Source organism: Actinomycetospora sp. CA-101289, assembly GCF_050955895.1.
Lineage (GTDB): Bacteria > Actinomycetota > Actinomycetes > Mycobacteriales > Pseudonocardiaceae > Actinomycetospora.
Genome location: NZ_CP192093.1, coordinates 276,325 through 293,843 on the forward strand (window position 1 = coordinate 276,325; position 17,519 = coordinate 293,843).

Consider the following 17,519-nt stretch of genomic DNA (forward strand, 5'->3'; position numbering starts at 1 on the left):
GACGAGAACAGGCGAGCAGGAGGGACCACCACGTGCTCGATCGCGCCGCGACGCCCGGCGAGGGATCCGGCGTCACCGTCGGCCCGGTACGGGGCGAGGTGGCGGTCCTCGAGACCGTGCAGCGCCGTCTCGGCACGCCCCCCGTGGTCGGTGCCGCCCGCGCGATGTCGTTCTTCGGCGAGCACGCCGCCGGCTGGATCGCCCTGGGCGCACTCGGGGCCGCGCTGGACGCGCCCCGGCGCCGCCAGTGGGGCACCGCGGTGGCCGGCGTGGTCGCCGCGCACGGTGCCTCGATCGTCGTCAAGCGCGTGGTGCGCCGCCGCCGGCCCCACGACCCCCGGGTGGCCGTCCACGTCGGCACGCCCAGCCGCCTGAGCTTCCCCTCCTCGCACGCCTCGTCCACCACCGCGGCGGCCGTGCTCTACGCCGGCCTCGTCGGCGGCGCGGGGGCCGGTGCGGCGACGCTCCTCGTGCCCGGCATGGCGCTCTCGCGCGTCGTGCTGGGCGTCCACTACCCGACCGACGTGCTGGCGGGCTCGGTGCTCGGGACGGTGTGCGCCCTCGGCGCACGTCGTGCCGTGCGCCGGGGCTCGGTCGGCCGCTGGAGGACCGCATGACCCCCGTGACGCCGCCGAGCCCTGCGGCCGAGCCGTCCGTGCAGCCTCGTCCCGCCGACGGCGGCGACGAGGACACGGCCGAGGCCTCGCCCGCGCCCGTCGCGCCGACGCACCGCCCGAAGCCGGTGGCCGTGCCGCTGGGCTTGCTCAAGACCATGCGCCCGCGCCAGTGGGTCAAGAACATCCTCGTGCTGGCGGCGCCGTTCGCCGCGGGCCGGCTGCTCGACCTCACCGTGCTGCCCGACGTCGCGCTGGCGTTCGTCGCGTTCTCGCTCGCGGCCTCGGGCGTCTACCTGATCAACGACACCAAGGACGTCGAGGCCGACCGGGCGCACCCGAAGAAGCGCTACCGCCCGATCGCCGCGGGCGTCGTGCCGCCGACCCTCGCGGTCGTCTGGGGCATCGTGCTGTTCGTCGCGGCGCTGGGGGTGAGCCTCCTCGCCGACCCCGACCTCCTGATCGTCACCGCGGTCTACATCGCGGTGCAGCTCGCGTACTGCCTGTGGCTCAAGCACGAGCCGGTCATCGACATCTGCATCGTCTCGTCCGGCTTCCTCATGCGGGCGATCGCCGGCGGCGCCGCCGCGGGGCTGCCGCTGTCGCCCTGGTTCCTGCTGACGATGGCGTTCGGCTCGCTGTTCATGGCGTCGGGCAAGCGCTACGCCGAGATGCGCCTCGCCGAGCGCACCGGCGCCAAGATCCGCAAGTCGCTGGAGCGCTACTCCGCGTCCTACCTGCGCTTCGTGTGGTCGCTCTCGGCCACCGTCGTGATCATGGCCTACGGGTTGTGGGCCTTCGGCATCGGCGTGGTCGCGGCGCCCGGCCGCCTGCCCGGCGCCCCGTCCACCTGGGCGATCGTGTCGATGGTGCCGTTCGTCGTCGCCATCCTGCGCTACGCCGTCGACGTCGACGGCGGCAACGGCGGCGAGCCCGAGGAGATCGTCCTCGGCGACCGCGTGCTCCAGGTGCTCGGTCTGGCGTGGGTCGTGCTCATCGGCCTCGCGGTCTACACGGCCGTCGCGTGATCCCCCGGGCGCGCGAGCTCCTCTCCGGACTCGTGCGCTACGGGCTGGTCGGGGTGGCCAACGCGGCCACCTACTACGGCACCTACCTGCTCGCCCACCCCCAGGCCGGCTACCTCGTGGCCCACGCCGTCGGGCTGGGCGCGGCGATGGTGGTGTCGTTCCTGCTCAACTGCCGCTTCACGTTCCGCGTCCGGCCGACGTGGACGCGGTTCCTGCTCTACCCCGCCTCCCAGGTGGTCAACATCCTGGCGACGACGGTCGGGGTCGTCGGCCTCGTGCACCTCGGGGTCGACGAGCGCCTCGCGCCCCTGGTGGCGGCGGGGCTGGCGCTGCCGGTGAGCTTCCTGGCCGCGCGCTTCGTCATCACCCGCGCGGTGCTCGACCCCCGGCCGGCCCTCGCCGACGCGGTCACCGGGCCGATCGCGCTACCGGAACGCTGACCGGCTAGCGACGCTCCACGGTCAGCGTGGTCCAGGCACCCACGTGGATGCGGTCGCCCGAGCGCAGGGCGACGGGGGTGTCCGGGGTCAGCGGGTCCTCGTCGTAGTTCAGCGTGGTGCCGTTGGTCGACCCCGCGTCCATGACGACCCACCGATCGGGGGGCAGGGCCATCAGCACCGCGTGCAGCGCGGAGACGCCGGGGTCGGGCGGCGGGCCCGCGAGGTCGATCTCGGGGGTCTCCGCCGCCGCGGGCGGGCCGCCGGCGCGGCCGATGCGCACCTCGTCGGCGCGCAGGACCACCTCGCGCGGCGGGGCGGCGGCGGGGAAGTCGGGTGTCACGGCGCCGGTGGCGTCCGCGGGGCGGCGGGCGAGGACGAGGTCGTGGTAGTCGCGGTCGGCCGCGACCGTCACCACCCAGCGGCCGGGGCCGCCCTCGTCCCCGGCGTCGTCGCCGGGCGGACCGTCGTTCACCGGTCGACCACGCCCTCGCCGTCGAGCGGGATCGGGCCGGTGCGCTCGTCCGGGCCGCGGGCGTCGACCGCCACCGACGGGCGGTCCCGGGCCTCGGCGGGCGGGACGATCGGCACCAGCGCCAGCGTCGCGTTGTCGCTGCCGCCGTCGTCGAGGGCCGCGCCGAGGAGGGCGAGGGCGGCCGCGCGCACCGGGTGCTCCGGGGCGTCCGCGCCCCCGGGCGCCAGGTCCGCCTCCGCGCTCCCGCCCACCCGGTCGCCGTCGTCGGCCACCCCGAGCTCGCGCAGGGCGGGCGCGGCGAGGCGGGCGAGCACCGCGGGGTCGGGCAGGTGGTTCCACAGCCCGTCGCTGCACAGCAGCAGCAGCCCCGGCACGCCGAGCCGCACGCGCCGGGCGTGCGCCGGCCCGCCGGGGGCGTCGCGGCCCAGCCAGCGCGTCAGCACGTGGGCGCGGCGGTCGCGGGCGGCCTCCTCGCGCGACATGAGGCCGGCGTTGGCGATCTCCTCGGCCCACGAGTCGTCGGTGCTCAGGATGCGCGACGATCCGTCGGAGGCGAGCCAGTAGGCCCGGCTATCGCCGATCCACGAGACCACCGCGTCGCCCCCGCGGACGACGGCCGCGACGTAGGTGCAGGCCGGGCTGTCGCCGCCGACGAGGCCGAGGTCGGCGGCCGCGGTCGCCCCGGCCGCCGAGGCAGCCGTCGCCAGCGCGTCGAGCTCGCCGCCGAGCCCGGTGCCGGCGCGACCGGGACGGTCCTCGTCGGCGGCCGGGTCCGCGACCGCGTCGGGATCGATGGTGACCGGGCCGGTGTCGTGCGACGCCGACACGGCGCGGAAGCCGGTGGGCGGGGTCGCGGGGGCCGCGGCGGTCTCGAGGGCGGCGCCCACGGCGGCGGAGGCGGCGGCGAGCGCGGCCTCGTCGCCCCGGCGGGCCGAGGCGACGCCGTCGCAGACCACGGCCACCCAAGTCTCCACGCCGCCCTCGACGCGCCGGCCCAGTTCGACCGCGTCCTCGTTGCGCCGCCGGCGCAGCCCGCGGTCGGTCACCGCGGCCGCCGCGCCGATCACCAGCTCCACGTGGTCGCGCGGGGACGGGCGCCGGGTGCCGCAGGACGGGCACGTGCCGTCGGCCTCAACCGGCGCCAGGTCGCCGCACTGCGGGCACGGGACCGCCGCGCCCGCCGCGAGGTGCGCGCGCAGGTCGGTGCGCTCGACGAGCGGGCCGCCGTCCGCCGCGGACGCCGCGCGCCCGGTGCGCTCCCCGGGGATCGGGGGTGTCCCGGCCATCTCCATCACGGGATCGGTGCTCCTCGGGGATCGCGGGCCACGGGGGCACGGCGGCTCGCGCGGTCACCGCCGCGCCGGGTGGGGCCATCTTCCGGGTCGGCCCCGACCGGGTCACCGCGACCCACGCCGGTGTCCCCCGGACGGGAGGGGTAGCGCCCGCGCACCCGCCGCGCCTCGCCGGCGAACGCCTCGACGCTGCGGTGCCGGCGCGCGGGGTCGGGATCCGTGGCGCGGGTCAGCAGCGCCACGAGGTCGGGATCGTCGCGCAGCACGGGGATCCCCGCGGGGTCGGGCAGGCGCAGCGCGAGGTTGCGCTGGTGGTCGAAGTCGGCGAGCAGCACCGCGAGCGTGCGGCCGAGCGCGAACACCTCGGAGGCCACCGACGGGCCGGGCCCGCCGGGGCGGATCTCGGGGGCCACGAAGCCGGTGGTGGCCCAGACGTCGCTGTGGCGGTCCTCGACGCGGCGCACGCTGCCAAGGTCCAGCACCGTGATGCCGTCCGGGCCGGTCAGCAGGTTCGACGGGTTGAGGTCGGCGTGGAGCAGCCCGTGCGCGTGCAGCGTCGCGACCGGGGGCACCGCCCCGAGGACGGCGTCGAGGGCCTCGGCCGGCGGCAGCGGGCGCCGCGCCGAGAGCGGCTCGCCCGTCACGTGGTCGAGCACGAGCAGGCGCACCGGGCCGCCGCGGCCGTCGGCGTCGACCACGTCGCGGGCCCGGACGAGGCCCGGGACGTCGAGGCGCAGCAGGACCTCGGTCTCGGTGACCGCGAGGTCGCCCGCGGCCGGCCCCTCGGGGCCCTCGAGGCGCCCGAGCACGACGAGGCCGTCGTCTTCCCGCCGCGTGGCCGTGTACGACCAGCCCCGCGCGCCGCGCACCAGCGGGGCCCGCACGCGGTAGCGGCCCGCGCGGCCCCGGAGCTCGGTGCCCGTCGCGAGGTCCGGCCGGACGTCGTAGGGCGCGCCGCACCAGGTGCAGGTGCCGCGCTCGGGACCCGGGCGCCCGGAGCGGCCCCGACCCACGGGCCCGTCGCAGCGCACGCAGAAGCGCGCCTGCTCGGGGACCGGGGGAGCCGTGGTCCCCGGGTCGGGTCGGTCCATACCCGCCATCGTGTCACCGTGGTGCGTCCCGACGCGCTCCGCGGTCCGGGGACGATCACGGCGTGCCGCGGCGCGCCACCGTCGGGTGATGCGCCGTCCGGGCGGCCGGGGTCCGCCGCTTAGCCCAGAGGCGTCACCACCAGCGGTTTCCCCGCCCCGACCAGGGAGGGTGGCCGGGCCGATGAGGGCGCCGCCTGCCATGCTGGCGACCGCACCGAAGCCGATCGGGGGGTTGGGTGCCGCGCCTCCACGGGGGTCCGGCCCGCGGCCGTCCGACCAGAGTCCGGAGGTCCGTCCCGTGAGCTCAGCCGACGACGCCCGTCGTCCCGTCGAGTCCGACGAGCTGACCGGCGACCGGTCGGCCCAGCACCGTCGCCCCGAGGGCGCCGGTCTCCCTGGTGGGGACACCAGCCTGCCGGGTACGGGCGCCTCGAGCCCCCTCGACACGCCGCCCGTGGGCAACGACTTCGGCAGTGACCACCGTGCCGACCGCAGCGCCGGCCTCAGCGCGGACCACGGCGCCGACCAGAGTTCCGCACGGACCGGGGAGCTCGACGGCACCCGCGCCGGAGGGCTCGGCGGGGGTCTCGGCGGCCCGAGCAGCGGCCCGGGGGGCGCGCACGCCTCGGACGGCCCGCGCGAGACGCCGGCCGGCACCACGTCCACGGCCTCGCCCGTGGCCACGTCCCCGTCGTCGTCCACCGCCGGCAGCGACTCGGTCGCCGACGCCGCGGCCGACGCCGAGCGCGCCCTGGCCCAGGCCGCCCGCGACGCGGAGCAGGCCGTGCGCGACGCCCACAGCGACGGCACGCAGGCGGTGGAGAAGGGCTTCGCCGACGCGCAGCGCGCCACGGAGCGGGCCTACGAGGAGGCCGCGGCCAAGAACGACCGGCTCGGCTGAGCGCGGGACGCCCCCTGATGCCGGTCCAGCTGCGCATCACCGCGGACGGGCTCGTCGTGCGCTTCACCGGTTCCGACCGGGTGTGGGCGTGCTCCCGCGGGGTCTACCTGCCGCTCAGCCGCGTGCTGCTCGCCCGCCCCATGACGCGGCACGACGCCGTCGCCGGGAGCCCGCGCGTCCACCTGCCCGGGGTCAGCGTGCCCAAGGTCCTGCGCGCCGGGTCCTTCGGCATCGGCGAGCGCCGACAGCTGTGGGCGGTGCGCGGGGCGACCCAGCTGCTCGCGATCTACCTGCGCGGCGACCCCTACCACCGCGTGGTGGTCGAGGTCCCCGACCCCGAGGCGACCAGCCGCACCATCAACGACGCCCTGCCGCCCCGGCGCCTGCCCGCCTAGAACGCGTCGGCGACCAGCGGCGCGAGCAGCAGGTCCGGGTTGTTCTGGGTGACGGCCTGGAGGCGCCACTTGTGCGGGAAGAGCGCCAGCAGCTCGCCGTCGATGCGGCGGGTGAGCACCTCGATGCCCACGGCGCTGCGCAGCGTCCGCGCGCCGGCCTCGTCGGTGCGCCGGGCGATCGTGTACTCGAGGCGGTCGAGCTTCACCGGCGCGCCGAACTCGTCGGCGAGCCTCGCAGTGACCACCTCGAACTGCAGCGGGCCGACCGCGGCCAGCACCGGCGCCTGGTCGCCGCGCAGGTCCGAGGACAGCACCTGGATGACGCCCTCGGAGTCGAGCTGCTCGATGCCCTTGCGGAACTGCTTGGTCTTCGACATGTCGGCCACCCGGCACACCGCGAAGTGCTCGGGGGCGAAGCTCGGGATGGTCGGGAACGTGACCGGCTCGTCGGCCCACAACGTGTCGCCGGGCCGCAGCGCCGTGGCGTTGACCAGCCCGACGATGTCGCCGGGGAACGCCTCCTCGATCGTCGAGCGGTCGCGCCCGAACATCGCCTGCGCGTACTTCGTGGCGAACGGGCGCCCGGTCGCGTCGTGGGTGAGCACCATGCCGCGCTCGAAGCGCCCCGAGCAGATGCGCACGAAGGCGACCCGGTCGCGGTGCGACTTGTCCATCGACGCCTGCACCTTGAACACCAGCCCCGAGAACGGCGCGTCGATCGGGCGGGGCTCCCCCTTGCGGTCCGGGCGCGGCCCGGGCGGCGGGGCGAGGTCGACCAGCGCGTCGAGCAGGCGGGCGACGCCGATGTTGGACAGCGCGGAGCCGAACATCACCGGGGTCGCGGTGCCGGCGTGGAACGGCGCGGGGTCGAACTCGGCGCCGATCTCGTCGAGCAGCTCGAGCTCCTCGGTGGCGCGCTCCCAGTCCTCGCCCTCCTCGGCGGCCGCGGTCGCGGCGTCGAGCACCTCGACGGTGGCCTTCGACGCCCCGTGCGCGGTGCGGGTGAAGCGGTGCATGGTGCCGTCGGCGCGCTCGACGAGGCCGTGCAGGTCGCCGGCGATGCCCACCGGCCACGTGATCGGCATCGGGCGCAGGCCGATCGTCTGCTCCACCTCGTCGAGCAGCTCGAGCGGCTCGCGGCCCGGGCGGTCCCACTTGTTGACGAACGTCAGCACGGGGACGCCGCGGTCGCGGCAGACGTCGAAGAGCTTGAGGGTCTGCGGCTCGAGGCCCTTGGCCGCGTCGAGCAGCATCACCGCGGCGTCGACCGCCGCGAGCACCCGGTAGGTGTCCTCGGAGAAGTCGCCGTGGCCCGGGGTGTCGAGCAGGTTGATCACCTGGTCGCGGTAGGAGAACTGCAGCACCGCGGACGTCACCGAGATGCCGCGCTCGCGCTCCATGTCCATCCAGTCGGACGTCACGCCGCGCCGGCCGCCCTTGCCGTGCACGGCCCCGGCCGCCGAGATCACCTCGGCGTGCAGGGCGAGCGCCTCGGTGAGCGTCGACTTGCCCGCGTCCGGGTGGCTGATCACCGCGAACGTGCGCCGTCGCTGCGCCTGGGTGCCCGGGTCCTCGGCACCGTCGACACCGGCTGCGGCGGTCACCGCGGTCATCGCACTCCTCCTCGTGGGCCGTCCGGCCCACCCCCGAGGGTACGACCGTGGTCAGGACGAGGGGCGCAGCGCCCGCAGCGGCTCGGCGAGCTCCTTGCTGAAGTGGTCGAAGAACCCGTCGACGTCGGTCCCGGCGTTGATCAGCGCGAGGTGGTCGTAGCCGCCGTCGACGAACTGCTGGGCCACCTGCAGCTGCTTGTCGGTGTCCGGCCCGCAGGCGAACGCCTCGCGCATGTGGTCGGCGGTGATCATCGCCGTGGCCGCGTCGAAGTTGACCGGGTTCGGCAGCTCGGCCTGCACCTTCCAGCCGGTGAGCCCGAAGCGGAACAGTTTGCGGGCCTGCTCGGCGGCCTCGTCCTCGGTGGCGCCGAAGGCCAGCGGGACCTCCGTGTAGCGCGGGCCCTCGCCGCCGGCGTCGGTGAACGCCTGGATGAGGTCCGCCCGCGGCTCGGTGGTGAAGATGCCGTCGCCCAGCTCCGCGGCGAGCTTCGAGGCCTGCGGGCCGCCCGTCGCCACGATGATCTTCGGCAGCGTCTCGGGCAGGTCGAACACCTGGGCGTCCTCGAGCGTGAGGTGCTTGCCCTCGTAGGTCTGGTAGCCGCCCCGCCACAGCAGCCGGATGATCTCGATGGACTCGCGGAACATCTGGTGGCGGACGTGCACCGCCGGCCAGCCCTTGCCGACGACGTGCTCGCTGAGCCGCTCCCCGGAGCCGAGGCCGAGCGTGAAGCGGCCGTCGGAGAGCAGCTGCGTGGTCGCGGCGGCCTGGGCGATGATCGCCGGGTGGTACCGGATGAACGGGCAGGTCACGCCCGTGGCCAGCTCGATCCGCTCCGTCTTCGCGGCCATCGCCGCGAGCATCGACCAGGCGAAGCCGGAGTGCTGCTGCTCCGACACCCACGGGTGGTAGTGGTCGGAGATCTCGACGAAGTCGAAGCCGGCCTCCTCGGCGCGCACGCACTGGCGCACCATCTCGGTCGGCGAGTAGGCCTCGGCGATCAGCTTGTAACCGATCTTCACGGACGGACACCTCCGGGCGGGACGGCTGGTCCGTCCGGGTCCCCGACCCGGCGCGACACCACACCCGGACGGCCGTGCTCGCGGGCGTAACGCCGCCCGCCCCGCCGACGACTTCCCGGGTGGCCCCGGAGGGTCGTCGGACCCCCGACCCGACGACCGTCCGGGGCCTTCCTAGTTGGCGCCGGCGCCGTCGAGGGGCTTGTCGGGCTCGATGCGCGGCATGTTGCCGCCGCCCCCACCGCCGCCCGAGTCGGGCTCCACCCAGATCGTCACGGCCTCGCCGGCCGGCACCCGCGTGCCCGCCGTCGGCTGCTGGGCGGTCACCGTGCCCTCGACCGTGGGCGGGGTGTCCGGGTCGGGATCGACCGCGACGACCCGGGCCGCCATGGCGACCTCGTGCGCCTGCGCGGCCGGCAGTCCCACCAGCGCGGGCACGAGCACGAGCTCGGGTGTCCTCATGGGCACCGACCGTAGTCAGCTCACGGCGGGCGGTGCCACCACAGGAGGACCCGGGTGCCGTCGGGGTCGTACCGCACGTCGTGGCCGTCGGCGGTCCCCGCGAGCAGCGCCAGCCCGCGCCCGCGGTGCCCCGGGTCGGCGGGGGCCGGGCGCCACGCGCCGCGGTCGGCCACCTCGATCTCCAGCCACGGCGGCTCCGCGGGGTCGAGCCGTGCGACCAGCCGGACCGCACCGCCGTCGCCGCCGTAGGCGTGGTCGACGACGTTGGCGAGCGCCTCGTAGCACGCGGTCGCGATGTCCTCGAGGCGATCGGCCAGCGCCGGGCCCGCGGGGGACCCCGCCGTCGCGCGCACCCAGGACACCAGGTCCGTGCGCAGGCCGCGCAGGTCCTCGGGCCGGACGTGGTCGTGCGTCACCTCGTGGACGACCCGTCGCGGACGTGCCGGCGCGGCGGGGTCCGTCCCCGGTCCCGGCCCGTCCCTCGGCTCCATGGCGACGGGGTCGACCGCGCCGGGCACGGCGAACCCCCGCGCGAGGTCCACGATCCGGCGACCGGCGCCGGCGCCGGGGTGAGCGGGAGGCGTGCGCGACTGCGACGACCGGCCCGGCAAGATGGGCCACCCGGCGCAGCCGGGGGCGGTCCCGGACGGCAGGAGAGCACATGGCGCAGCGGCACCCGCGGTCCGGAGCGGCCGGGCCCGGCCGGCGACGGTCTCGCCGGCGCGGCCTGGTGCAGGGCCTGGGGGTGCTCGCGCTGACGGCGCTGGCGCTCGCCGGCTGCGCCCGCGGCCCGGAGCCCGGCGTGCCGCCCATCCCGATGTCCTCCACCGAGGCCGCCCGCTCGGCACCGCCGCCGGGGACCTCGAGCACTGCCGGCCCCGGGCCGTCGTTCACCCCCTGCACGGGCGGGCTCGAGTGCGCGTCGGTGCCGGTGCCCGTCGACTACGCGAACCCGGCCGGGCCGAACCTGCCGATCGCGATCGCCCGCCGGCCGGCCACGAACCCCGCCGCCAAGCTGGGCGTCCTGCTCGTCAACCCCGGCGGGCCCGGCGGCTCGGGCGTCGAGATCGTCCAGGCCGGCCTGCTGCCCCCGGAGATCACCGACCGCTTCGACGTCATCGGCTTCGACCCGCGCGGCGTCGGCGGGAGCCGCGGCCTGGAGTGCCCGCTCGGCCCGGACACGCCCTACCTCGGCGACCCGGACCCCGGCGACCCCGCCGACGAGGTCGCCACCAACGACGCCGTCGATCGCTACGCGCTCGCCTGCGGCCAGCGCTACCCCGACCTCCTGCCCCACCTCGGCACCCGCAACGTGGCCCGCGACATGGACCGCATCCGCGAGGCGCTGGGCGAGGACCGCATCAGCTACCTGGGCTTCTCGTACGGCACGTCGATCGGCCAGACCTACGCCCAGCTCTTCCCGACGCGGCTGCGCGCGATCGTGCTCGACGGCGTCGTCGACGTGACCAAGCCGGGCCTGGACTCCGCGCAGGCCGAGAGCTTCGAGAACTCGCTGCGCCAGTTCGCCGCCGCGTGCACGGCCGACCCGCGCTGCCCGGTGCGCGCCGACCCCATCGGCGTCGTCGACCGCGTGCGGGCGCGGCTCGCCGCGGCACCGCTGCCGGTGCCCGGGCGCAGCCCGCTGTCGGCGGGGATGTTCGAGATCGGCGTCGTCTACCCACTCTACAGCGAGACGAGCTGGCCCCAGCTCGCGCAGGCCCTCGCCGCCGCCGACCGCGGCGACGGCGGCCCCATGAGCCAGCTCGCCGCCGCGTACTTCCGGGGCAGCAACTCCGACACCTACAACGCCGTCACCTGCCTGGACAACGCCTGGCCCACCGACGACGCGCAGGTGTTCGCCTCGTCGCGCGCCACCGAGGCGCGGGCGCCGCACTTCTCGGGCAACGTGCTCGTCAGCGGCCTGACCTGCGCCGACTGGCCGGCGCCGCAGCAGCCGCTGACCCCGCTCGAGAACTACCTCGGCCCCCCGATGCTCATCCTGGGCACCACCGACGACCCGGCGACGCCGTACCAGAACAGCGTCGCGCTGGCCCAGCGCCTGCCCGGCTCGGTGCTGCTGACCTACCGGGGCGACGGCCACACCGTCTACACGAACGGTGTGCCGTGCATCGACGACGCGGTGAACCGCTACCTGCTCGAGACGACACTGCCGCCGCCGAACACCACCTGTTGAGGCGCGGCCGAGCCCGTAGGGTCGGCGCCGGTGCGCCGGGAAGTCTGGTCGGCAGTCGCTGACGCCTGCCCGCCGGAGGACCCGTGACCCGCTCGACGCCCCGCCTGTTCGCCCGCCGCACGTGGTCGGAGACGGCCCGGATCGGCGACGTCCTGCGCCGGGAGACGGTCGGCGGCGTCCTGCTCGTCGGCGCCGCCCTGGTGGCGCTGCTCTGGGCGAACTCGCCCTGGCGCGAGGCCTACGGCGCTCTGGCCGAGCTGCGCGTCGGTCCCGCGTCCCTGCACCTCGACCTGACCCTGGCGACCTGGGCCGCCGACGGCCTGCTGGCCGTCTTCTTCTTCGTCGCCGGGCTCGAGCTCAAGCGCGAGTTCGTGGCGGGCGACCTCCGGAGCCCGGCGAAGGCGGCCCTGCCGATCGCGGCCGCGGTCGGCGGCATGATCGCCCCGGCCCTGATCTACACCGCGATCAACCTCGGCGGGCCCGGCGCCGCGGGCTGGGCGATCCCCACGGCCACCGACATCGCCTTCGCACTGGCTGTCCTCGCGCTCATCGGGTCCTCGCTGCCCGACGCGCTGCGCACCTTCCTGCTGACCCTCGCCGTGGTCGACGACCTGCTCGCGATCACGATCATCGCGCTCTTCTACACCGACCGGCTCGCGGTCGTGCCCCTGTTGCTCGCGCTCCTGCCGCTGGCCGTCTTCACCCTGCTCGTCCAGCGGCGCGTCCGCTCCTGGTGGCTGCTGCTGCCGCTGGCCGCGCTGACCTGGGTGCTCGTGCACGAGTCCGGGGTCCACGCGACCGTGGCCGGGGTGCTCCTGGGGTTCGCGGTGCCGGTGATCCGGCGGAAGGAGGGTCCCGGGCCGGGGCTGGCCGAGCACTTCGAGCACCGCTGGCGGCCGGTGTCCACCGGGTTCGCGGTGCCCGTGTTCGCGTTCTTCGCCTCCGGGGTGACGGTCATCGGCGGCGGGCTGGGCGCGGCGTTCACCGACGCGGTCACCCTGGGGATCGTCGCCGGCCTCGTGGCCGGCAAGGTCGTCGGCATCCTCGGCGCGACCTGGCTCGTCCAGCGGGTCACCCGCGCGCAGCTCTCCGAGGAGCTGTCCTGGGCCGACGTGTTCGGGCTCGCCCTGCTGGCGGGCATCGGTTTCACGGTGTCGCTGCTCATCGGCGAGCTCGCGTTCGGCACCGGCAGCGCCGCCGACGACCACGTCAAGATCGGGGTGCTGAGCGCGTCGCTGCTCGCCGCCCTGCTCGCCACGGTCGTCCTGCGCTACCGGAACGCCGTGCACCGGCGCATCCACGAGCGGGAGCGCGTCGACCGCGACCACGACGACGTGCCCGACGTCTACGAGGAGGAGGCCCGGGAGCAGGGCTCCTGACGGTCGCGGCCGCTGGCCCCCGCTGGGCCGACGGGGTGTACCACCGCCGCCACGCGGCCCCAAGCGGGCCGGCGGAGGGGTGTCGGCCTTGCCCGCGACGACACCGCCACGCACCCTCGCCGCATGACCGGACCGGCGGGCCGCACGGCCCGCAGCGCCACCCGCCGTCGCGGCACCCGCGCCCGACCCGGTCGGGCGGGCGAGACGGTCACGCCGGTCGCGGCCGTCGCGCCCGAGCCGCAGGAGCAGCCCGACCCGCCCGCCCAGCCCGACGGGGACGCGCTGGCCCGGACGATCGCGATGGTCAACGACAAGGGCGGGGTCGGGAAGACCTCCATCGTCGCCAACCTCGCGGGCCAGTTCGCGGCCGCCGGGTACCGCTGCCTGCTGGTCGACCTCAACCGGCAGGCCAACCTCGCCGACGACCTCGGCTTCCGCGACGAGCCGATCGACGACCACGGCGCGGGCCTGCTGCTGAGCATCGTCGGCGGCTCCCCACTGCGCCCGGTCGAGGGCGTGCGGCCGGGGCTCGACGTGGTGCCGGGCGGCTCGCGGCTGGTCGACCTCGTCCCGCTGATGGTGTCGCGGGTGCAGGAGCGCGGGCGGGACGCGTTCCGCGCCCTCGCCGACGTGCTCGCGCCCGTCGCCGGCGACTACGACCTCGTCTTCGTCGACTGCCCGCCCGAGACCACGATCCTCACCGACCTCGCGCTGACCGCGGCCCGCTGGGTGCTCATGCCCACCAAGTCCGACGTCGGCGGGCTGGTCGGCATGCGGCTGGTCGGCGAGCGCTTCACCCTGGCCCGCGAGCTCAACCCCCGGCTCGGTCTGCTCGGCGCCGTGCTGTTCGCGACCGGCTCGCGCTCGCGGGTCGTGCACGCCGAGGTCCGCGAGGCCGTCGCGCGGGCGTTCGGCGGGCACTCGCCGCTGTTCACCACCTCGATCCGCCACGCCGAGCGCACCGCCCAGGACGCACGGCGCCTCGGCAAGCTCGCCCACGAGCTCGAGCAGGAGGTCGCAGCCCAGCCGGCGTGGTGGGCCGCACTGCGCGCGGGGCAGAAGGAGGCCGGGGGACGGCGACTGTCCCCGACCGCCGCGAGCGTGGCCGGCGACTACCGCGACCTGGGCGTCGAGCTCCTCACGTTGCTGCGCGAGGCCGAGGAGAGCGACACCACCGCCCCGGCGACCCCCCTCGCCCGCCCCGAGCAGGAGGCCACCCCGTGACCGCCGACCCGCACGCCCACGACCTCAGCGACGCCTTCGGCCGCCCCGCCGCGGCGAGCCTGCGCGGCCTGCTGCCCCCGCGCCCGCGGCGCGGCGAGGAGCCGGCGGGGGAGCCGGGGCCCGAGGTCGACGCAGCACCCGAGGTCGACGAGAGCGCCGAGGTCGACGAGGGCACCGGCACGGCAGCCGTGCCCGCGCCCCGCGCTCCGCGCGGACGTCGGTCGCGCCCCGCGGGGCCCGCGAGCCTGCCGCCGGCGACGGCGTCCGGGACGGCGCGCCGCTGGGGTGCCGTGCGGTTGGTGTCGCACGAGCACGTCGAGCTGCTCGTGCTCGTCGCGCTGCGCCGCGGACCGGGCGACGGCCGCGAGATCGCGGAGCGCCTGCGCCACGACAGCGGAGGTGGGCTCGCCCCGCCGCCCACCACGGTCCAGCGCACCCTGCACCGCCTCGTCCGGCGGGGTCTCGTCGAGCGCGACCCGGACACGACACGCCGTCGGTACCGCCTGACGGAGCCAGGTCGCCGAGCGGTTCGGGCGCGTGTGCGCGCCTGGGAGGCCCTCCGCCGAGCGGTGGACGCCGTGGTGCGCGCCGACGACGAGGACTGACCGCGCCGTTCCGGATGCCGGACGACGCCGCCGCGCCCGATCAACCGGGCGGCGCACGCGGTGGCAGCCCGCTGAGCCGGTCCGACCAGCGATATCGGTCGCTCCGGCCCTGTGATCAGGGCCTTGTGATGCAGGCCACCCCGGTGACAGACTCGATCACGGCGCCACGGCGTCGGCGACGGTCGTCCAGCAGCGCGCGGCCTGATCGCGTACGGCCCACCGAACGTCGGCGACATTCCTATCCAGAATGTAGCGAACGGCCCAGCGTGATTAGGCACAAGAATGGCGCCCGAATGCCCGCACCTCTGCTGCGGCCAGTTGATCGAGAAGTGCACCCGTCGGGCCACCCTATTTTTGATCTTCCCGGTCTAGCGCTTTCACGGAGGGCGCGCTGTAATGTCCGGTCCGTCAGCGGCGGGCTGTGGTCCACCGCACAGCAGGACCATCCGTTCGGAGGTGCACGGTGCCGGCAGGCCTGAGATTGGCTCTCGCGGTCATCGGCGGTTATCTCTTGGGTCGTACCAAGAAGATGAAATTCGCCATCATGTTGGGGGGCGCGCTCGCCGGGAAGAAGCTCCCGACCGATCCCGCCCAGTTGCTCGCACAGGCCGGCAAGCTGATCCAGGCGTCGCCCGAGCTCCAGAAGCTCGACTCGGCGATCCGGGGGCGTCTCCTCGAGGCCGGTAAGGACGCCGCCCTCGCGGTGGCCAGCTCGCGGATGGAGGCGCTGACCGACAACCTGGTCAACCGCGTCGAGAACCTCGGCAAGCCGGCGGCCGACGCCGCCGGGGCGGCCGGGCAGGCCGCCGGGCAGACGGCCGGTGCCGCCGGCGACGCCGCGGGCCAGGCCGGCGGGGCCGTCACCGACGCCGCCTCCACCACGGGCAGCGCGGTCGGCGGTGCCGTCAGCGGCGCCTCCGGCGGTGCCGCCAGCGCGGTCGAGGGCGCCACGAGCCGCCTCGGCAAGCGGGGCCGCCGCAAGGCCGCCGACGAGTCGGAGGCGCCCGCCGAGGAGGCCGCCGACGAGGACGTCGACGACACCGAGGACGTCGACGAGGTCGACGAGGCCGAGGACGTCGACGACACCGAGGACGAGCAGGGCGACGAGCCCGAGTCCGAGGCCCCCGCACGCGCGGCGGGCACGCGCCGACGCAGCAGCTCGCGCAGCTCGTCGTCGTCCGCCCCGTCGTCCTCCTCCTCGTCGACCGGGCAGGAGCGCCGCCGGCGCTCGTCGTCCACCGCGTCCTCGGGCGCGTCGGGTTCCTCCTCGGAGGGCTCCGGCTCCTCGTCGACGCGCAACGGCAGCAACGGGACGCGCAGCAAGTCATCCGCCGGAGGGCGGTCACGCGCGTCTTCGTCGGAGGGCGGCTCGCGCAGCCGCGCGACCGCCGGCACAGGGTCCCGTCGGACGGTGAAGCGCGATGACTGAGACCACCGACCCCCGACAGGCCACCAACGGCCAGGTCCCCGAGGGCGGCGACGAGGACGGCGGCGGGTCGAGCCTCACCGACATGCTGCCCGTCGACCGCCTCAAGCAGGCGGCCCAGACACTGCTCAAGGCCGCCACCGACAAGGCCGTGAACGCGGCCCTCGACCAGGTCGAGGGCCTCACGAGCCGGCTCACCGACGTCGCCGAGAACGGGGGCGTGGGCCTGTCGGCGGCCCTCGGCGGCGTCGGGTCGATGGCGGAGGGCGGCAGTGGCATCGGCGGCGCGCTCAAGGGTGGGTTCTCCGCCGTGAAGGACAAGGTCACGGGGGCGCTCGGCATGGGCGGCGACGACGGCGACGGCGACGGCGACGCCGAGGGCAGCGGCGGCGGAGGCAGCTCCAGCAGCGGCCGCGGCAAGTTCAAGTTCATGAACATCTACGAGGTCCAGGACGTCGGTGTGCCGCTGCGCGTGGCCTACGACCAGTGGACCCAGATGGCCGACTTCCCGAGCTTCATGAAGAAGGTCGAGACGGTCAACCAGGAGTCCGACGAGAAGGTCGTCTGGACCGCGAAGGTGTTCTGGTCCCGGCGCTCGTGGACCACCACGATCCGGGAGCAGGTGCCCGACAGCCACATCCTGTGGGTCTCGTCGGGGGCCAAGGGCTCCGCGGACGGCATCGTCACCTTCAGCGAGCTCGCGCCGAACCTGACGCGCATCGTCCTGATCATGGAGTACTACCCCCAGGGCTTCATGGAGAAGACCGGGAACCTGTGGCGGGCCGTCGGCCGGCGCGCGCGGCTGGAGTTCAAGCACTTCTGCCGCCACGTCATGATGGACACGCTGATCAACCGCGAGGAGCTCGAGGGCTGGCGCGGCGAGATCCGCGACAGCGAGGTCGTCAAGACCCACGAGGAAGCCCTCGAGGAGGAGCAGCGCGCGGCCGAGGAGGCCGACGACGACGAGCTCGACGACACCGAGGACGAGTACGAGGACGACGTCCCGGCCGAGGACGAGGACGACCTCGTGGCCGAGGACGACGTCGACGACGCCGAGCTCGAGGACGAGGCCGCCGACGACGAGGTCGCGGACGACGAGTACGAGGACGACCTCGAGGACGTCGACGAGGCCGAGGACGTCGAGGACGTCGACGAGGCCGAGGACGTCGACGATTCCGAGGACGTCGACGAGGCCGAGGACGCCGAGGACGAGGCCCCCGCGGAGGAGGAGCGTCCGAAGCGCCGTTCGCGCCGTCAGCGCACGCCGGCCTGATCCGACCCGGCCCGATCCCCACCCCGGTTGAGAGCGCAGCCGGGCCGACCGCCACATCACCGGACCCCGGCGCCGCCGGGGTCCGGTGCCACT

Annotated in this window: 18 protein-coding genes; 11 read left to right on the forward strand and 7 right to left on the reverse strand. The window is 75.7% G+C overall.

Translation table 11 applies throughout. The features are described from left to right. The first annotated feature begins 32 nt into the window (after positions 1-32). From ACQPX6_RS01315 to ACQPX6_RS01325, 3 genes are read left to right on the forward strand one after another with little or no spacing between them, the layout of a single operon-like run. Positions 33-617 carry a phosphatase PAP2 family protein gene (locus tag ACQPX6_RS01315; RefSeq protein ID WP_433784907.1) on the forward strand — a complete coding sequence of 195 codons (585 nt, stop codon included), beginning with the start codon at positions 33-35 and terminating at the stop codon, positions 615-617. Then, a complete protein-coding gene (locus ACQPX6_RS01320; protein WP_433784908.1) occupies positions 614-1,642 on the forward strand; it encodes a decaprenyl-phosphate phosphoribosyltransferase in 1,029 nt (342 codons plus the stop codon). Before ACQPX6_RS01315 ends, ACQPX6_RS01320 begins: the two co-directional genes overlap by 4 nt. Further along, positions 1,639-2,082: a GtrA family protein gene (locus ACQPX6_RS01325; RefSeq protein WP_433784909.1), complete on the forward strand. Its 444-nt coding sequence runs from the start codon at positions 1,639-1,641 to the stop codon at positions 2,080-2,082. The genes ACQPX6_RS01320 and ACQPX6_RS01325 overlap by 4 nt, the downstream gene beginning before the upstream one ends. 4 nt (positions 2,083-2,086) lie before the next feature. On the opposite strand, the gene ACQPX6_RS01330 is transcribed toward ACQPX6_RS01325, so the two are convergent. The 3 genes from ACQPX6_RS01330 to ACQPX6_RS01340 are packed head-to-tail and all read right to left on the reverse strand — an operon-like array spanning position 2,087 to position 4,937. After that, positions 2,087-2,554 (reverse strand): FHA domain-containing protein, encoded by a 468-nt coding sequence (locus ACQPX6_RS01330; protein ID WP_433784911.1) that lies wholly within the window; start codon positions 2,552-2,554, stop codon positions 2,087-2,089. Continuing rightward, positions 2,551-3,840, reverse strand: coding sequence for a PP2C family protein-serine/threonine phosphatase (locus ACQPX6_RS01335; RefSeq protein WP_433784913.1), 1,290 nt, complete (start codon positions 3,838-3,840; stop codon positions 2,551-2,553). Before ACQPX6_RS01335 ends, ACQPX6_RS01330 begins: the two co-directional genes overlap by 4 nt. 5 nt (positions 3,841-3,845) lie before the next feature. Beyond that, a complete protein-coding gene (locus ACQPX6_RS01340) occupies positions 3,846-4,937 on the reverse strand; it encodes a protein kinase domain-containing protein (RefSeq protein WP_433784914.1) in 1,092 nt (363 codons plus the stop codon). A 298-nt stretch (positions 4,938-5,235) separates the two neighbouring features. On the opposite strand from ACQPX6_RS01340, the gene ACQPX6_RS01345 reads away from it, so the two are divergent. Together ACQPX6_RS01345 and ACQPX6_RS01350 are read left to right on the forward strand one after the other, a co-directional pair. Continuing rightward, positions 5,236-5,838, forward strand: a complete 603-nt coding sequence (locus tag ACQPX6_RS01345) for a hypothetical protein (RefSeq protein WP_433784915.1) — start codon at positions 5,236-5,238, stop codon at positions 5,836-5,838. Positions 5,839-5,855: 17 nt separating this feature from the next. Then, positions 5,856-6,233: a hypothetical protein gene (locus ACQPX6_RS01350; protein ID WP_433784916.1), complete on the forward strand. Its 378-nt coding sequence runs from the start codon at positions 5,856-5,858 to the stop codon at positions 6,231-6,233. Here the strand turns inward: ACQPX6_RS01350 and ACQPX6_RS01355 are convergent. The 4 genes from ACQPX6_RS01355 to ACQPX6_RS01370 all read right to left on the reverse strand — a co-directional run bounded on the left by ACQPX6_RS01355 (position 6,230) and on the right by ACQPX6_RS01370 (position 9,867). Next, positions 6,230-7,846 (reverse strand): peptide chain release factor 3, encoded by a 1,617-nt coding sequence (locus tag ACQPX6_RS01355; protein WP_433784917.1) that lies wholly within the window; start codon positions 7,844-7,846, stop codon positions 6,230-6,232. The genes ACQPX6_RS01350 and ACQPX6_RS01355 overlap by 4 nt on opposite strands. A gap of 51 nt (positions 7,847-7,897) precedes the next feature. Continuing rightward, a complete protein-coding gene (locus tag ACQPX6_RS01360) occupies positions 7,898-8,866 on the reverse strand; it encodes a TIGR03557 family F420-dependent LLM class oxidoreductase (RefSeq protein ID WP_433784918.1) in 969 nt (322 codons plus the stop codon). A gap of 171 nt (positions 8,867-9,037) precedes the next feature. Continuing rightward, complete coding sequence (locus ACQPX6_RS01365) at positions 9,038-9,325, reverse strand: PASTA domain-containing protein (RefSeq protein WP_433784919.1); 288 nt, start codon at positions 9,323-9,325, stop codon at positions 9,038-9,040. A gap of 20 nt (positions 9,326-9,345) precedes the next feature. Then, positions 9,346-9,867: an ATP-binding protein gene (locus ACQPX6_RS01370; RefSeq protein ID WP_433784920.1), complete on the reverse strand. Its 522-nt coding sequence runs from the start codon at positions 9,865-9,867 to the stop codon at positions 9,346-9,348. Positions 9,868-9,986: 119 nt separating this feature from the next. On the opposite strand from ACQPX6_RS01370, the gene ACQPX6_RS01375 reads away from it, so the two are divergent. The 6 genes from ACQPX6_RS01375 to ACQPX6_RS01400 all read left to right on the forward strand — a co-directional run bounded on the left by ACQPX6_RS01375 (position 9,987) and on the right by ACQPX6_RS01400 (position 17,426). Continuing rightward, positions 9,987-11,519 (forward strand): alpha/beta hydrolase, encoded by a 1,533-nt coding sequence (locus ACQPX6_RS01375; protein WP_433784922.1) that lies wholly within the window; start codon positions 9,987-9,989, stop codon positions 11,517-11,519. Positions 11,520-11,602: 83 nt separating this feature from the next. Next, a complete protein-coding gene (gene nhaA / locus ACQPX6_RS01380) occupies positions 11,603-12,898 on the forward strand; it encodes a Na+/H+ antiporter NhaA (RefSeq protein WP_433784923.1) in 1,296 nt (431 codons plus the stop codon). 123 nt (positions 12,899-13,021) lie between these two features. Further along, complete coding sequence (locus ACQPX6_RS01385; RefSeq protein ID WP_433784925.1) at positions 13,022-14,122, forward strand: ParA family protein; 1,101 nt, start codon at positions 13,022-13,024, stop codon at positions 14,120-14,122. Continuing rightward, positions 14,119-14,727, forward strand: coding sequence for a PadR family transcriptional regulator (locus tag ACQPX6_RS01390; RefSeq protein ID WP_433784926.1), 609 nt, complete (start codon positions 14,119-14,121; stop codon positions 14,725-14,727). The genes ACQPX6_RS01385 and ACQPX6_RS01390 overlap by 4 nt, the downstream gene beginning before the upstream one ends. A gap of 529 nt (positions 14,728-15,256) precedes the next feature. Further along, positions 15,257-16,156, forward strand: a complete 900-nt coding sequence (locus ACQPX6_RS01395; RefSeq protein WP_433784927.1) for a hypothetical protein — start codon at positions 15,257-15,259, stop codon at positions 16,154-16,156. Continuing rightward, positions 16,149-17,426, forward strand: coding sequence for an SRPBCC family protein (locus tag ACQPX6_RS01400; protein WP_433784928.1), 1,278 nt, complete (start codon positions 16,149-16,151; stop codon positions 17,424-17,426). Before ACQPX6_RS01395 ends, ACQPX6_RS01400 begins: the two co-directional genes overlap by 8 nt. The last annotated feature ends 93 nt before the right edge of the window (positions 17,427-17,519 follow it).

What these genes read in the sequence shown, in the direction of transcription:
- ACQPX6_RS01335 (WP_433784913.1), bottom strand. Translation starts at nt 3,840, where the DNA reads ATGGCCGGGACACCCCCGATCCCCGGGGAGCGCACCGGGCGCGCGGCG.
- ACQPX6_RS01320 (WP_433784908.1), top strand. Translation starts at nt 614, where the DNA reads ATGACCCCCGTGACGCCGCCGAGCCCTGCGGCCGAGCCGTCCGTGCAG.
- ACQPX6_RS01355 (WP_433784917.1), bottom strand. Translation starts at nt 7,846, where the DNA reads ATGACCGCGGTGACCGCCGCAGCCGGTGTCGACGGTGCCGAGGACCCG.
- ACQPX6_RS01400 (WP_433784928.1), top strand. Translation starts at nt 16,149, where the DNA reads ATGACTGAGACCACCGACCCCCGACAGGCCACCAACGGCCAGGTCCCC.
- ACQPX6_RS01365 (WP_433784919.1), bottom strand. Translation starts at nt 9,325, where the DNA reads ATGAGGACACCCGAGCTCGTGCTCGTGCCCGCGCTGGTGGGACTGCCG.
- ACQPX6_RS01375 (WP_433784922.1), top strand. Translation starts at nt 9,987, where the DNA reads ATGGCGCAGCGGCACCCGCGGTCCGGAGCGGCCGGGCCCGGCCGGCGA.
- ACQPX6_RS01385 (WP_433784925.1), top strand. Translation starts at nt 13,022, where the DNA reads ATGACCGGACCGGCGGGCCGCACGGCCCGCAGCGCCACCCGCCGTCGC.
- ACQPX6_RS01395 (WP_433784927.1), top strand. Translation starts at nt 15,257, where the DNA reads ATGAAATTCGCCATCATGTTGGGGGGCGCGCTCGCCGGGAAGAAGCTC.
- ACQPX6_RS01350 (WP_433784916.1), top strand. Translation starts at nt 5,856, where the DNA reads ATGCCGGTCCAGCTGCGCATCACCGCGGACGGGCTCGTCGTGCGCTTC.
- ACQPX6_RS01340 (WP_433784914.1), bottom strand. Translation starts at nt 4,937, where the DNA reads ATGGACCGACCCGACCCGGGGACCACGGCTCCCCCGGTCCCCGAGCAG.